At 72.8% G+C, this 15,247-nt stretch carries 11 protein-coding genes; 7 read left to right on the top strand and 4 right to left on the bottom strand.

From position 1 onward, the window contains the following. The first annotated feature begins 40 nt into the window (after positions 1–40). Positions 41–1,381, top strand: a complete 1,341-nt coding sequence (locus NLU66_RS02615; RefSeq protein WP_259361402.1) for an MFS transporter — start codon at positions 41–43, stop codon at positions 1,379–1,381. A 73-nt stretch (positions 1,382–1,454) separates the two neighbouring features. Here NLU66_RS02615 and NLU66_RS02610 read toward each other — a convergent pair whose 3' ends face one another. Both NLU66_RS02610 and NLU66_RS02605 read right to left on the bottom strand, forming a co-directional pair. Continuing rightward, on the bottom strand, positions 1,455–2,666 hold the full coding sequence (locus NLU66_RS02610) for a toxic anion resistance protein (protein WP_259361401.1): 1,212 nt from the start codon (positions 2,664–2,666) through the stop codon (positions 1,455–1,457). Between the two features lie 23 nt (positions 2,667–2,689). After that, positions 2,690–3,517 carry a hypothetical protein gene (locus NLU66_RS02605; protein WP_259361400.1) on the bottom strand — a complete coding sequence of 276 codons (828 nt, stop codon included), beginning with the start codon at positions 3,515–3,517 and terminating at the stop codon, positions 2,690–2,692. Between the two features lie 108 nt (positions 3,518–3,625). Between NLU66_RS02605 and NLU66_RS02600 the strand changes: the two genes are divergently transcribed. Next, complete coding sequence (locus NLU66_RS02600) at positions 3,626–5,470, top strand: Na+/H+ antiporter (RefSeq protein WP_259361399.1); 1,845 nt, start codon at positions 3,626–3,628, stop codon at positions 5,468–5,470. Positions 5,471–5,487: 17 nt separating this feature from the next. Then, positions 5,488–7,122: an FAD-dependent oxidoreductase gene (locus tag NLU66_RS02595; RefSeq protein ID WP_259361398.1), complete on the top strand. Its 1,635-nt coding sequence runs from the start codon at positions 5,488–5,490 to the stop codon at positions 7,120–7,122. Positions 7,123–7,230: 108 nt separating this feature from the next. On the opposite strand, the gene NLU66_RS02590 is transcribed toward NLU66_RS02595, so the two are convergent. Next, the gene (locus NLU66_RS02590) at positions 7,231–8,598 is read right to left on the bottom strand and encodes a DUF4041 domain-containing protein (protein ID WP_259361397.1); all 1,368 of its coding nucleotides are present in this window, start codon (positions 8,596–8,598) and stop codon (positions 7,231–7,233) included. A gap of 250 nt (positions 8,599–8,848) precedes the next feature. On the opposite strand from NLU66_RS02590, the gene NLU66_RS02585 reads away from it, so the two are divergent. From NLU66_RS02585 to NLU66_RS02570, 4 genes are read left to right on the top strand one after another with little or no spacing between them, the layout of a single operon-like run. Then, entirely contained in the window at positions 8,849–9,790 is a 942-nt protein-coding gene (locus tag NLU66_RS02585; RefSeq protein ID WP_416232175.1) for an ABC transporter permease, read from the top strand. Then, entirely contained in the window at positions 9,787–10,812 is a 1,026-nt protein-coding gene (locus NLU66_RS02580; protein WP_259361395.1) for an ABC transporter permease, read from the top strand. The genes NLU66_RS02585 and NLU66_RS02580 overlap by 4 nt, the downstream gene beginning before the upstream one ends. Next, a complete protein-coding gene (locus NLU66_RS02575; protein ID WP_259361394.1) occupies positions 10,809–12,482 on the top strand; it encodes an ABC transporter substrate-binding protein in 1,674 nt (557 codons plus the stop codon). The genes NLU66_RS02580 and NLU66_RS02575 overlap by 4 nt, the downstream gene beginning before the upstream one ends. After that, on the top strand, positions 12,482–14,095 hold the full coding sequence (locus NLU66_RS02570; protein ID WP_259361393.1) for an ATP-binding cassette domain-containing protein: 1,614 nt from the start codon (positions 12,482–12,484) through the stop codon (positions 14,093–14,095). The genes NLU66_RS02575 and NLU66_RS02570 overlap by 1 nt, the downstream gene beginning before the upstream one ends. Here the strand turns inward: NLU66_RS02570 and NLU66_RS02565 are convergent. After that, positions 14,082–15,245, bottom strand: a complete 1,164-nt coding sequence (locus NLU66_RS02565; RefSeq protein ID WP_259361392.1) for a Gfo/Idh/MocA family protein — start codon at positions 15,243–15,245, stop codon at positions 14,082–14,084. The genes NLU66_RS02570 and NLU66_RS02565 overlap by 14 nt on opposite strands. Positions 15,246–15,247 lie beyond the last annotated feature (2 nt).

Below are 15,247 nucleotides of genomic sequence, written 5' to 3'. Positions count from 1 at the left end.
GCGGCGCATCCCCCTGCCCTACTCGCCCAGAGGATTCATCGTGGAATCATCCGCCCAGATCGACGAGCGCCGGCTCATCTCCAAGATCACCTGGCGCATCGTGCCCTTCGTCATGGTCCTGTACACGATCGCGTACATCGACCGCTCCGTGCTCGGCTTCGCGAAGACCCAGATGTCCGCGGAGGTGGGCCTCAGCGACGCCGCCTTCGGCCTCGGCGCGGGCCTGTTCTTCCTCGCGTACTTCCTCTTCGAGGTCCCCTCGAACTACATCCTCCCCAAGGTCGGGGCCCGGAAGTGGTTCGCGCGGATCCTCTTCACGTGGGGTCTCATCACGGCCCTCACCGCGCTGACGAACTCGACCGGCCTGTTCTACCTGCTGCGCTTCCTGCTGGGCGTCGCCGAGGCCGGCTTCTACCCGGGTGTGCTGTTCTACCTGACCTTCTGGTTCCCGCAGCGCCACCGCACCAAGGCCACCGGCACCTTCGTGCTCGCCGCCCCGATCGCCTTCCTCGTCATGGGCCCGCTCTCCGGCGTCGTGCTCGAGCTGAGCTGGTTCGGCCTGCAGGGCTGGCACTGGCTGTTCATCCTCGCGGGCGTCGTCGCGATGGTCGCCGCGGTCCCCACCCTGCTGTGGCTGCGGGACACCCCGCGCTCCGCCCCGTGGATCTCCGACGCGGAGGCGACCTGGATCGAGACCGAGCTGGACAAGGACCGCCTGCTCTACGGCCAGGAGTCGCACGCGAACCCGCTGCGGGCCCTGCGCTCGAAGTACGTGTGGGTGTTCGCCCTGCTCTTCTTCCCCTCGACCGTCGGCATCTACGGCCTGAGCTTCTGGCTTCCCACCGTGATCAGCGCGTTCAGCGACTCCTCCGCGGAGACGGGCTGGCTCGCCACGATCCCGTACCTCTTCGGCGTGATCGGCATCTTCGTCACCTCGCGGCTCGCCGCCCGCATGCGCGAGAACTGGATCCCGCTCATCGTGATCTATGTGGGCGCGGCGATCGGCATCCTGCTCGCCGCCGTCGCCCCGCCCGGGCCGCTGCAGATCGCGGCCATGTCCATGGCGGCGTTCTTCCTCTACGCGGTCGCCGGCGTGTTCTGGGCGCTGCCCACCCGCTACCTCGTGGGCGCCACCGCGGCCGTCGGCATCGCGTTCGTGAACTCCTTCGGCAACATCGGCGGCTTCGTCGGCCCCTACGTGGTCGGCGCGGTCTCCGACGCGACCGGCAACCCGGTCAACGGCATGTTCTTCCTGGGCGCGGTCCTCGTGCTCGGGGCGATCGGCGCCGCGATCGGCATGCGCGCCTGGGCCGGCCGGAACCCGGTCGAGGCCACCCCGGGCATCCAGCCGGACGGCACCCGCGTGGACACCTCCGTCTGAGGTCCCTCCCGCAGCACGCAGGCGGCCCCTGCTCCCGAGCCACCGGGGGCAGGGGCCGCTCGCGTGCGCCGGCTCAGTCCTCGATGGACAGGTTCGTGCGGGTCCCGCCCTCGAGGGTGCGGTCCTCGGCGGGGTCGTGCTGGAGCCGCTCGACGTACGGGTGGGCGCGCCCCACCTGCTGCTCGAGGGCGTTCACGGTGGTCAGGAAGTTCTCGTTGGCCTTGGCGCGGAAGGCGTCGATCCCGTCCATGGTCGTGAAGAGGTTGTCGAAGGCACGCTGGAGGGTCTCGGGGGAGACGCCCGAGGTGGCCGCCTGCTCCTGGATGCGCGCCGTGTTCTGGGCGAGCATCTGCGAGGTGCGGTCGATGAGGTCGTTCGTGGTGCGGTTGACCGCGTCGATCTGGTCGAGCACGATCTGCTGGTTCTCGAGCGCCTGCGCCGTGATCACCGCCGTGCGCAGCGCGGTCACGGTCGTGGTGCGGGCGCGGGCCACGCCGCGCGCGAGCTGGGTGTTGTTGTCCTCGATGAGGCCCATCGAGAGGTAGGCCTGGACGGTCACGGCGATCTGGGTGGCGACGTCCTGGCGGCGCTGGCGCACCGCGAACAGCACGTCCCGCTCGAGGCCGTCGGCGACGTCGGCCCGGCCCTCCGCCCGCGCCTGCGCGGCCCGGTCCACGACCTGCGAGTCGAGCTGTCCCAGCAGGTGGGAGGCCTTCTGGAGGTTCTGGAGGTCCTCCCACAGGGAGCGGCGCTCCACGGCGAGCTCGGCGTTGTCCCGCTGCAGCATCTCCTGCCCGCGGCCCAGCGCCTGGAGCACCTCGTCGAGCTGCTTCTGGTTGGACTCGAAGCCGCGGAAGTAGCGCTTCGCGGCGCCGCGACCGGGCAGGAAGGACAGCGCCTTGGTGGCGAAGGTGTCCGGCTTCGGCGCGAGGTCCTCCATGCGGGTGCGCAGCTGGACGAGGCTCTGGGCGACCTTCTCCTGGGCGCCGCCGTCGCGGGCGTCCCGCATCGACTGCTCCATGAAGCGGGAGCTCGAGGCGCCCGTGCGCTCGAAGGTCTTCTTGGCGACCGCGCCGATCGCGGCGACCTGCGCGCTGAACTCCTGCGAGTGCGGGTTCAGCGCGGAGACCTCGTCGATCCAGCTGCCGGCCCGCTGCTCGAGCTCCTTCGCCTGCTCGGCGGGCAGGTCGCTCAGCAGGGAGACGGCCTTCTCCTCGCTGAGCTCCTCGACGGGCTCCGCGGCGACGATCTCCGGCTCGGGGGTGGGCGGCTGCAGCTTGTCCATGGCTTCTCCTGGTCTCGTGCGGGTCAGAGGTCGATGGTCGGGGTGACGTGGTGGTCGGCGAAGCGGGTGCGGAGGAACTCGGCGTGCACGTCGAGGGAGCGGGTCACGCCGGCGACGAGGTCCTTCTCGATCTCCTCGAGGCTCTCGCCGAGCACGGTGAGCTGCTCGTCGATGCCGCGCAGGTTCGTCAGGGCCTCCTCGCGGGCGGCGCCCGCGAAGGTCGCGAGGAACCCGGCGGTGTCCTCGACGGCGTCCAGCAGCTCGGGCACGTAGCGGTCCGCCATGCCCTCGAGCAGGGCGAGCGCGCCGTCGGACGGCCGTCGCGACTGCACCTCCTCGGTGCGGGCGAGCGCCTCGATCCGGGTGTAGAGGTCCTCCGCGCGGCCCAGCACGGGGCCGACGGCCGCGTCGCGGCTGCTCGCGCGCAGTCCCGTGATGCGCTCGTGGCCGACGGCGGCGTCGCGGAGGATCCCCTCGAGCAGGGTGCGGGTGCCGTCGGCGACCTCCGCCCCGGCGACCTCGAGGAGCGGCGCCTCGGGTCGGAGCGCGCGCAGGGCGAGCCCGCTGCCTCCCGCGGCGACCACGCCGACCCCGGCGGCGAGCGCGATCCCGGCGATCCCGCCGATGCCGAGCAGGAGCGTCGCGGCCCCGGCGACCACCCCCAGCAGGAGCGGCAGCCCCAGGCCGAGCAGGCGCCCGCGGCGCGGGGCGCCGGGCGAGTGCACGGTGCCCTCGAGGGGCTTCTCGACCGGTCCCCACAGGTCGCGGCGCTCCGCCGTCGCCTTCCAGGGCAGGTCCTGCTCCCCGGGCGCGGTGGGCCCCGGGTCCGGGCGGTCACTGGGATCGGTCACGGTCACCCCGGTCCTGGTCGAGGGCGGAACCCCCCGAGCCTATCGCCGCCCCCTGGGGGTACGCCCGGAGCCTCCCGGACGCGGCCCGGGTGCGGCATGATCCCTGGAGTGGACATCCTCCTTCTCGTCGTGGGCCTCGCGGTCGCCACCCTCGCGGGGACCGCGCTCGCCGAGCGCCTGCGCCTCCCGCCGCCCATGGTGCTGCTCGCCGTCGGCCTCGTCGGCTCGTTCCTGCCGATGATCCCCGCGGTCGAGCTCTCCCCGGAGCTCGTGCTGTTCGGCCTGCTGCCGCCGCTGCTCTACTCCACGTCGCTGCAGACCTCGATCCAGGACATCAAGGCGAACATCGTCCCCGTCCTGCTGCTCTCCGTCGCGCTCGTCGTCCTCACGACGCTCGGCGTCGCCGCCGTGGTCATGGCGATCATGCCCGACGTCGGCTGGCCGGTCGCGATCGCGCTCGGCGCCGTCGTCGCCCCGCCGGACGCGGTCTCCGCGAGCGCGGTGGCCCGACGGATCGGCCTGCCCCGGCAGATCGTCACGGTCCTCGAGGGCGAGTCGCTGCTCAATGACGCGACGGCACTGGTCTCCCTGCGCACCGCGATCGCCGCGATCTCCGGCACGGTCGCCGTCGCCACGATCGCGGAGGACTTCGTCATCGCCGCGGGCGGCGGGCTGATCATCGGCCTGCTCGTCGCGCTCGTCGTGGTGCAGGTGCGCCGGCTCGTCCACGACCCGCTCATCGACACCGGCATCTCCTTCGTCATCCCCTTCGCCGCCTACCTGGTGGCGGAGGAGATCGAGGCCTCGGGCGTCATCGCGGTGGTCGTCGCGGGCCTGCTGATCGGCCACAAGGCGCCGATCGTGCAGACCTCCGCCTCCCGCATCACCGAGCGCGTGACCTGGACGAGCATCGCCTACCTGCTCGAGCAGGCCGTCTTCCTGCTGATCGGCCTGCAGGCGGCGAGCATCGTCGCGGGCCTCGACGGCAGCGTCTCCGCGCTCCGCGCGATCGGCTTCTGCCTCGCCGTGCTCGCCGCGGTGATCGTGCTGCGCGTGCTGTGGGTGAGCCTCGTCCACGGCCTGCAGAACCTCACGCGGAAGGACCGGGACCGGGAGCCGTGGTCCCATGCGCTCGTCGTCTCCTGGGCCGGCATGCGCGGCGTCGTGACCATCGCGGCGGTCTTCGTCATCCCCGCCTCCGTGCCGCACCACGACCTGCTCGTGCTCGCCTCGCTCACGGTCGTGCTCGGCACGCTCTACCTCCAGGGCCTGAGCCTGCCCTGGCTCACCCGGCTGCTGCGGGTGCGCCCCGAGGACCCGGCCGTCGAGGCCCTCGCCCGCGCGACCGTGCTGCACAAGGCGGGGGAGGCCGGCCTCGCCGAGCTCGAGACCTGCGCGGGGGAGACCCCGGAGGACGTGATCGCCGGGGTCCGCGCCCGCGTGGACCAGCGCAGCTTCGCCGCCTGGGAGCGGCTGTCCACCTCCTCCGACGACGAGACGCCCAGCCAGGCGTACACCCGCCTGCGCCGGCGGATGCTGCGCGCCGAGCGCACGAAGGTGCTCGAGATCCGCAGCAAGGGCCGCACCCCGTCCCACGTGATCCGCGAGGTGCTCGGCATGCTCGACCTCGAGGAGTCGATGCTCGACGAGGCCGAGGGCGCGCACGGCGACATGGTCGCGACCGGCGCCGGCGAGGGCGGCTGGTGCGAGGAGCTGCAGGCCTTCCCCATCGCGGAGACGCCCGAGGATCCCGTGTGCGCGAGCTGCGTGGCGGAGGGCGCCCGCTGGGTCGCCCTGCGCCAGTGCCTCGAGTGCGGGCACGTGGGCTGCTGCGACAGCTCCCCGGCGCAGCACGCGACGAACCACTTCCACGACACCGGCCACCCGGTCATGCAGTCCGCGGAGGCGGGCGAGACCTGGCGCTGGTGCTACATCCACCACGCGACCGCCTGACAGACCGAGGAGCCCACATGAGCGATCCGATGATCCTGCTGGTCACCGCGGAGAACGAAGAGGTGCTGCGGGCCCAGTTCGGCCGCTATGCCGCGGAGTACGCGGTGCGGGTCGCGCCGTCCCTCGAGGAGGGCGTCGCCCTGATCCGCCGCGCGGAGGAGGAGGGGGCCCCGCTCGCCCTCATGGTGCTGGACACGACCCTGCCCACGCCCTCCCTCAAGCACGCCCTGCACGAGCAGCGGGCCCTCGTCCCCACCGCGCGCCGGCTCGCCGTCACCCCCTGGCCGCGGTTCCTCGAGCACGCGCAGGCGCTGCGCCACAAGGTCGCCATGGGCGCCTTCGACGCGCACCTGCTCATGCCGCGCGGCGTGCGGGACGAGGAGTTCCACTCCGCCGTCGTCGAGCTGCTGAACGAGTGGACCGCGACGATCGCCGCACCGCTGGTGGAGACCGTGCGGATCATCGCGCCGCCCGGGGACCCGGTCGCGCGGGAGCTGCACGACTACCTCTTCCGCGGCGGCACCCCGCACGGCGTGCACCCGCCCGGCCCGGGCGACGTGGGCCCGTACCCGCAGGTCGCCATGCAGGACGGCCCTCCCCGGCACGTGCCGGACGTGCGCACCCTCGCCCGTGAGCTGTTCGGCCGGTCCGACGTCGCCTCCCTCGCGGACGTCGACGAGGTGCTCGACGTGGTCGTCGTCGGAGCGGGCCCCGCGGGACTCGCTGCCTGCGTCTACGCGGCGAGCGAGGGGCTCACGACGCTCGCGCTCGAGGCGGGCGCCGTCGGCGGGCAGGCCGGGAGCAGCTCGATGATCCGCAACTACCTCGGCTTCCCGCGCGGCATCTCCGGCATGCGCCTGTCCACCCGCGCCCGCAGTCAGGCGATCCGCTTCGGTGCCCGCTTCTTCCCCGGCTGGGAGGCGGAGGAGCTCGTGCCCGGCGAGGGCGGCGCCCCGCACCGGGTGCGCACCGAGGCGGGGGAGCTGCTCGCCCGCACTGTCGTCGTCGCGACGGGCGTGGCCTACCGCCGGCTCGGGGTGCCCGCGCTCGAGGAGCTCGTGGGCCGCGGTGTGCACTACGGCGCCGCGATGACCGCCGCCCGGGAGATGGAAGGGCAGGACGTGGTCGTCGTCGGCGGCGGCAACAGCGCAGGTCAGGCAGCCGTGCACCTCGCCCGCTTCGCCCGCTCGGTGACGATCGCGGTGCGCCGCCCGGACCTCCGCTCCACGATGAGCGCCTACCTCATCACCGAGATCGCGGCGAACCCGCGGATCACCGTCGAGGGCTCCACCCGGGTGGTCGACGGCGGCGCGGAGGACGGCGACCTCGCCTGGCTCGAGCTGGAGCGCGACGGGACCCGCGAGCGCCGCCCGGTGCAGGGCCTGTTCCTGCTGCTCGGCGCGGAGCCCCACTGCGAGTGGCTGCCCGAGGCGGTGCGCCGCGATCCGAAGGGCTACGTGCTCACCGGGCGCGACGTGCCGGGGGAGGACTGGCGCGGCGGGCTGCCGCCCGCGGAGCTCGAGACCTCCGTGCCGGGCGTCTACTGCGCGGGGGACGTGCGCTCCGGCTCGATGAAGCGCGTGGCCTCGGCGACGGGGGAGGGGGCCGGGGTCGTCGCGCACATCCACGAGCACCTCGCCCGCACCGACTGATCCGCCTGTGTGTGTCCGATTGCGCGCGTGAGTTCCATAGAAGGAACTCCAGCGCGCAATCGGACATCGCTCGGGGTGTGTGGGCCGGGTGCATCCCGCTCCGAGGGATCAGTCCACGTCGTCGAATCCGTCGGCCACAGCGGAGTCATCCACGACGGCAGATCGCTCGAGCCCCTTCTCCGCGAGGGCGATGCTCTCGCGGAACTGTTCCGCCTCGGGATCCTCGCGGAAGTCGATCAGGTCTCCGGCGATGTCCGCGAGCTGGTCACGGACTTCAGCAGGGGTGGCGTAGAAGAACTCACGCCGGAGGTTGACCCGATTCACTCGCTTCGTGGAGAAGCGGCGATGGAGCTCTGCTTCGACGCCGACGGCGTCGTCCGAGAAGAACAGCGCATGGACGTCGAACCCGAACGGCACGGACGCGTCACCGAGTTCCCGGACGCGATCCATCGGATCGAGTCGACGGGTCAGTCCGATCTTCACCATCCGCTCGCCGAACGCCCCCAGGTTCGAGATGACGTAGACATAGCCTGCGCGGATGTTGGCGGCACGGTGGTCGACGTCCTCGATGCCGTGCTGGATCTCGACGAGCTTCGCCTCCATGCGCGCGATGCCCTCGTCATCGCCCTTCTCCCGCATGGCCTCGCGGATGTTCTCGTAGTGGGCGAGCTCCTTCCGAAGACGCTCCCGTTCTGCCTCCAGCTCCCGCTCCGCCTTCGCCTGTTCGCGGAGCTCGGCGCGGCGCTCCTTCTCCAGCTCCTTCTCGAAGGCCCGTGCCTTGGCGTGCTGCACGGCAAGTCGGAGCTCACGGATCTTGAGCTGGACGTACTCGCTCGAGATCTGCCCTTCGAACGTGTCGAGGAGCTTGCCGATGGCGTCCGCCGAGCGCGCGATCTTCTGAGCGGACGCCTCTTCGTTGGTGGCGGTGGCGGCGGCGATCACGGCATCCGCCTCGGCGTTGAAGGCGCGCAGCGCGAGGGTCGACAGGCGCGTGGCGGCCCGGCGGCGCTTCGGCAGGGACAGCGACGACGTGTCGACGGCCTCGACGGCGGAGACGGCGCGGCCGTCCTTGACGATCACCTTGATCTGGGTCCGGAGATCGCGAAGCTCAGCGGCGAGGGCGATGGAGTCCTGTGCGGGGTGGGCCCGGTCGATGTCGCCCGCGCTCTCGAGGCGGATATCGCCACGGAAGGTCTGGAGCTCGTTCCTGGCCGCGGCGACGGCGCCCTTCGCCCGGGAGAGCTCCTTGCGTGACTTGTCGAGAGCCTGCTCGTTGCCCACGATCTCCGGACCACCGTGGGCGGCCACCCACTGATCCAGCGCGCGGTACGCGCTGCTGCCCTCATCCAGGAGGCCGTGGAGCCTCGCGATCTCCTGCTCCTGCCAGCCGATCAGGCTCTTGACCTTGCCGCCGAGGAAGAGCTTGTCGAGGGCACCGAGCTCAGGTCGAGCGGACGGGGAGGAGGGCGAGGTCATCGAGGGTCCTTTCACGGAGTTGGGGTGCTTCCAGTTCTACCGTAAAGAGGTGACATCTGATGAAAGGTCCGACTTCGTCAGGCCCGTCCTGCTCCGGCGGATGCAGCGACTCCAGATCGGGGGGCACCGGCGGCGGCATGTGCTGGACTGTCCGCCTGTGGCCTTGACCGCATGTGCCCTCCGGGGCGACCGCGGCGGGCGGGCGGTGGGATACTGACCAACGTTCACGTTTGGACAATCGAAAGCCTTGATGATGACGACCAGCGATGCCCTGCCGGCGGAGGCGGCCGCCTCGCTCGACGAGCGCCCCGCCCGCCGCTCGGTGGGCCGCGCCTTCCTGCGCCCGCTGCCCCTCGCGGCCGCGGTCGTCGTGCTGGTGAGCGTGCTCGCCGCCCTGTTCGCGACGCAGCTCGCCGCGCTCAGCGGCAACGACCCGTTCACGTACCACGCGGACGCCCTGGGTCCCGACACCGCGCCCGCCGGCGCGCTCGGCGGCGTGAGCGGCGACCACTGGTTCGGCGTCGAGCCCGGCACCGGCCGCGACCTCTTCTCCCTCGTCATCTACGGGGCGCGCGTGTCCCTGCTCGTGGGCCTCGCCTCGACGCTGCTCGCGACCGTGATCGGCGTGGTGCTCGGGATCGTCGCGGGCGCCGTCGGCGGCGTCGTCGAGAAGCTCGTGGACTTCGCGACCGACGTGACCCTCGGCTTCCCCTTCCTCATCTTCGCGATCGCGCTGAGCGCCCTGTTCCCGCTCGAGGCACCCCGCGCCCTGCTGCTCACGCTCGTCATCGGCATGTTCGGCTGGCCCGGCATCGCCCGCGTCGTCGCCGCGGAGACCCGGGTCATCGTGCAGCAGCCCTATGTCGTCGCCTCGCGCGTCATGGGCGCCCGGTTCGGGCACCTCTTCCGCCACCAGGTGCTGCCGAACGTCGCCTCGACGGTCATCGTCTTCTCCTGCATCTCGCTGCCCGGGCGCATCGCCGCCGAGGCGACGCTGTCCTTCCTCGGCGTCGGCATGCTGCCGCCCACGCCGTCCTGGGGCCGCTCGATCGGCGACGCGATCAACTGGCTGCTCGTGGACCCCGCCTTCCTGCTCTTCCCCGCGGCGGCCCTGTTCCTCGTGACCTTCTCCTTCACGATCCTCGGCGACACCCTCCGGGACGCCCTCGACCCCCGGGGAGGCCGCCCGTGATCCCCGCCCTCCAGCGTGTGGCCCGCAGCCTCGGCGTGCTGCTCGTCGTCCTCGCGCTCACCTACGCGATCTTCTACATGGCGCCGATCGACCCGGCGCTGCGGATGTGCGGCAAGCCCTGCTCCCCGACGGACCTCGAGGCCGCGCGCGGCTTCATGGGCTTCGACCGCCCCTGGTGGGCGCAGCTGGGCAGCTTCCTCGCCGCGATCGTCGTGGGCCGCACCTACGGCTCCGGCGACGTGCTCGTGCACTGCGCCGCCCCGTGCCTGGGCTACTCCTTCCAGTACCACCAGGACGTCACGACCCTCATCGGCCAGCGGTTCCCGGTCACGCTCTCCGTCGCGATCGGCGCCGTCGCCCTGCAGTCGGTGCTCGGCATCGCGGCGGGCGCCCTCGCCGCCCGCCGCCAGGGCGGGATCATCGACCGCGTCGTCGCCGGCATCTCGGTGATCGCCGCCTCCGCCCCCGCCTTCGTCGTGGGCCTGCTCGCGGTGGTCGTCGTCGCGCTGCGCCTGGACCTGCTGCCCAGCGGCGGCTACGAGAGCTTCGTGGACGGGCCCGGCCAGTGGGCGCGGCACCTGATCCTGCCCTGGGCCACGCTCGCCTTCCTCAACGGCGCCGTCTACGCCCGGCTCGTCCGCTCCTCGATGATCGAGCAGCTGGGCCTGGACTACGCGCGCACCGCCCGCGCCGCCGGGCTCTCCGAGCGCCGCATCGACCGCTACGCCCTGCGCAACCTCGCCCTGCCGCTCACGACCCTCGTCGCGCTCGACATCGGCGCGCTGCTGGGCGGCACCGTCATCACCGAGCGGATCTTCGGCCTGCCGGGCCTCGGCGCGCTGCTGCTCGACGCGACCTCCACCGCGGATCTGCCCGTCATCGTCGGGACCACCTTCCTCGGCTCCCTGCTCATCGTCCTCGCGAACCTCGCCGCGGACCTCGCCCGGCCGCTGCTCGACCGCCGTCTGGCCGTCGGCGGCCGCCGCCCCGCCACCCCCACCACCCAGGAGACATCCTCATGACCAGCCCCCGCCTGCCCCGCCGCGGCCTCCTCGCCGCCGGCCCCGTCGTCCTCGGACTCGGCGCGCTCGCCGCGTGCACCGACGGCGGCTCCTCCTCCGGCTCCTCCGACGCCGGCGGCTCGACCGGCGGCGCCCTGACGATCTTCACGTCGAGCGAGGAGCTCAGCTTCGACCCCGCGACGAGCCAGAACCTCGCGATCACGACGCTGGGCCTGCTCGCCCGCCGCCTCACCGCCTGGAAGACCTCGGCCGACGCCCCCACCGAGCTCATCCCGGACCTCGCCACGGACACCGGCACCCCGTCGGACGACGGCAGGACCTGGACCTTCACCCTCCAGGACGGGCTCCTCTTCGAGGACGGAACCCCCATCACCGCCGCGACCGTGAAGTACGGCCTCGAGCGCTCCTTCGCGAAGGAGCTCACGGGTGGCCTGACCTACCACAAGGTGCTGCTCGAGGGCGGCGAGGACTACGAGGGCCCCTTCTCCGGGAAGCACCTCGACTCGATCGAGGCGAAGGACGAGACGACCCTCGTCTTCCACCTCAACCGTCCCTACGGCGACTTCGGCTGGATCGCCTCGACCCCCGCCTTCGCCCCCGTCCCCGAGGACTCCGGCGAGCCCGAGAGCTACGCGACCAAGCCCGTCGCGAGCGGCCCCTACCGCCTCGGGTCCTACACCGCGGGCAGCAGCGCGACCTTCGCCCGCAACGAGAAGTGGGACGCCTCGACGGACCAGGCCCGCACTGGCGGCCCCGACACGATCGAGTACTCCCTCGCCCAGGACCCGAGCGTCGTCGCCCAGACCCTCATCGCGGACCGCTCCGACGCGCAGGACGCCTTCCTCGCGAGCTTCGTGCCCACTGCGCAGCTCGTCCAGGCGCAGAACGACCCCAAGGTGGGCGACCGCCTCGTCACCTCCGGTCCCGGCGCGCTCGAGTACCTCGCCCTGAACACGCAGTCCGAGGCCCTCAAGGACGTCAAGGTCCGCACCGCGATCCAGTACGCCGTGGACAAGGAGGCCTACCGCACCGCCAAGGGCGGCGAGATCTCCGGCGACTACGCGACCACGCTCATCACGCCCGGCATCGCGGGCCGCGAGGAGTACTCGCTGTACGGCGACGCCCCCGCGGGCGACGTCGAGAAGGCGAAGTCCCTGCTCGCCGAGGCCGGGGTGAAGGACCTCAGCCTGCGCCTGGTCATCACCGAGGAGGACACCGCCGCCGCGGAGTCGATCCAGCAGGGCCTCGCCCGGGTCGGCATCACCGTGCAGATCCAGCCGCTCGACGAGAACGCCTGGACCTCCGAGGTCCCCGCGGGCGACGGCACCGGCTACGACCTCGTGCTCTCCTCCTGGCAGCCGGACGTCCCCTCCCCGAACGCGAACCTCACCCCGCTGTTCGACTCGAGCCAGATCGGCGACGGCAACTACAACCTCGCCCGCTACGCGAACCCCGAGGTGGACAAGGCGATGCTCGACGCCTCCTCGACGGTCGACGCCGACGAGGCCGCCGCGAAGTGGGCCGCCGTGGACAAGCAGATCCTGCAGGACTCCCCGGTGGTGCCGCTCATCTACTCGAAGAACTCCTTCCTCCACGGCTCCGGCGTGAAGGACTTCGTCATCGGCGAGTTCCCGGCCTACCCGAACTACCTCACGGTGACGCTGGGCTGATGACCACCGCGAGCGACCTCCTCGTCCTCGACGCCCTGCACGTGGCGATCGCGGGCCGGACCATCGTGTCCGGCCTGGACCTCACCGTGCGCCGCGGCCGGATCACCGCCCTCGTGGGCGAGTCCGGCTCGGGCAAGAGCATCAGCGCCCTGTCCACGATCGGCCTCCAGCCCGCGGGCGCGGAGGTCCGGGGCAGTGCGCGGCTGGACGGGGAGGAGCTCGTGGGCCTCGCGCCGGGGCCGCTGCGGCAGGTGCGCGCGCACCGCGTGGGCACCGTCTTCCAGGAGCCGGGGCAGTCGCTGTCCCCGGTCATGAAGGTCTCCGCGGCCTTCCGGGACGTGCTCGCGGTGCGCGAGGACCTCCGCGGCGCGGCCCGCGTGCGGGAGCGGATGCGGGAGCTGCTCGCCGCCGTCGGCCTCCCCGATCCGGACCGCACGGCCGCCTCGTACCCGCACGAGCTCTCCGGCGGCGAGATGCAGCGCGTCGTCATCGCCCTCGCCCTGAGCGGCGACCCGGACCTGCTCATCGCCGACGAGCCCACCACCGCCCTCGACGTCACCGTGCAGCGCGGCATCCTCGAGCTGCTGCGCCGCATCGTCGAGGAGCGCGAGGTGGGGGTCCTGCTCATCACGCACGACATGGGCGTGGTGGGCGAGATCGCCGACGAGGTCGTCGTCCTCAAGGACGGCGCCGTCGTCGAGACGGGGAGCGTGCGCGAGGTGCTCGGGAACGCCTCGGCGCCCTACACCCGTGAGCTGCTCACCGCGGTGCCGCGTCTCGCCGAGGCCCTCGAGCACGCCTCCGCGGCCGACGGCGCCGCCGCGGAGGGGGAGCCCGTCGTGCGCGTCGAGGGGCTCTCGGTCGAGTACCGCCGTCGCGGCGGCGCGCACCGGGCGCTCGACGGGGTCGGCATGGAGGTCCGGCCCGGCCAGATCCACGGCCTCGTGGGGGAGTCCGGCTCCGGGAAGTCCACCTGGGGCAAGGCGCTCGCGGGCCTCGTGCCCGTCGAGGCGCGCACCCTCGAGCTCGACGGCGTGGACCCGCGCACCCTGGGCCGTGCCGCCCGACGCAGGGCGTACGCCCAGGTGGGCATGGTGTTCCAGAACCCCGCCTCCTCGCTCAACCCGCGGCGCACCGTGGGCTGGAGCGTGGGGGAGCCGCTGCGGCTCGAGGGGACCACGAGCCGCGCCGATGCCGCGCGGCGGGTGGCGGCGGCGCTCGAGCAGGTGCGCCTGCCCGCCTCCTACGCGCGCCGGCTGCCGCACGAGCTCTCCGGCGGGCAGCGCCAGCGGGTCTCGATCGCCCGCGCGCTGATCCGCAGGCCGTCCCTGCTCGTCGCCGACGAGCCCACGAGCGCCCTCGACGTCACCATCCAGGCGCATGTCATCGAGGTGCTGCGCGAGGCGATCGAGGAGGCGCGCTTCGCGTGCGTCTTCATCAGCCACGACCTCGCCGTCGTCGGCTCCCTCGCGGACCACGTCACCGTGCTCCGCGCCGGGCAGGCCGTCGAGCAGGGCACCGCGCGCGAGGTGCTGGGCTCCCCGCAGCACGAGTACACCCGGGCCCTGCTCGCGAGCATCCCCGACCCCGAGCGTCGCCTCAGCTCGCGCTGACCGCCTCCCACGCCCGGCTCGCGGCGGAGCGGACGATCGCCTCGCACGCCTCGGCCGCGCGCAGGCCGTCCTCCGCGTTCGGGGCGAGCGCGGTGCCGGCCGTGACGTCGGAGAGGAAGGCCGCGCCCTCGATGGTCTTGAGGTCGTCGAAGCTCAGCGGGATGCCGGGGCCGGGCTGGAAGCGCGCGTAGTCGCCGTGGCCGGCGCCCGCGAGCACGGTCGTGTAGCCGTGCTCGGTGCCGCCGTCGCCGATCATCACCTCGAACTCGTTCATGCGGGTGAAGGACCAGCGGGCGGAGCCCTCGGTGCCGAACACCTCGAGGGCGTAGTCGGAGCGGTGGCCGCGGGCGACGCGGCTGGTCTCGAGCGTCGCGTGGGCGCCGCCGCCCAAGTGGGCGAGCGCGGCGGCCCAGTCCTCGTTGCCGACGGGGCCGTGCTCGCCGCTCAGCTCCATGCCGCCGTGGCCCACGCCTGCGCCGAGCGGGATCGGCCGCTCGCGGATGAACACGTCGGTCATGGCGCTGACCTCGGTGATCGCCTGCCCGGTGACGTGGGAGACGAGGTCCACGCCGTGGGAGAGCAGGTCCCCGATCACGCCGCTGCCCGCCTTCTCGCGGTCGTAGCGCCAGGTGAGGGGCCCGTCGGGCGAGGAGGCGTAGTCGGCGTCGAGGTGGCAGCGCACGTTCGTCACGCGGCCCAGCCGGCCCTCCGCGACGAGCGCGCGCAGGTGCGCGATCGCGGGGGCGTGGCGGTAGTTGAAGCCCACCGCCGTGGCGACCCCGGCCTCGCGTGCGGCGTCGCGGATCTCCCGGGACTGCGCGGCGGAGACGCCCATCGGCTTCTCGATCCAGAACGGCTTCCCGGCCTGCGCGGCGAGCAGGGCGAGCTCGCGGTGCAGGAAGTTCGGCGAGCAGATCGAGACGACGTCCACGGCCGGATCGGCGAGGGCCTCCTCGAGGCTCGACACCGCCCGCTCGAAGCCGAACTGCTCCGCGGCCGCGCGCTGGTTCGCCTCGACCGGATCCGCCGCGACGACGAGCCGCGGCTGCACCCCCAGCTCGGGGTAGCGGGAGGGCAGGCGCTGGTAGGAGGAGGCGTGCAGGCGCCCCATCCAGCCGAGCCCCACGACGGCGACGCCGATCTCCCGCATGC

It is taken from the genome of Brachybacterium sp. NBEC-018 (assembly GCF_024860185.1).
Classification (GTDB): Bacteria; Actinomycetota; Actinomycetes; order Actinomycetales; family Dermabacteraceae; genus Brachybacterium; species Brachybacterium rhamnosum.
The sequence above is the reverse complement of the archived record's forward strand: the minus strand, read 5'-3'. Positions and strand labels throughout refer to the sequence as shown.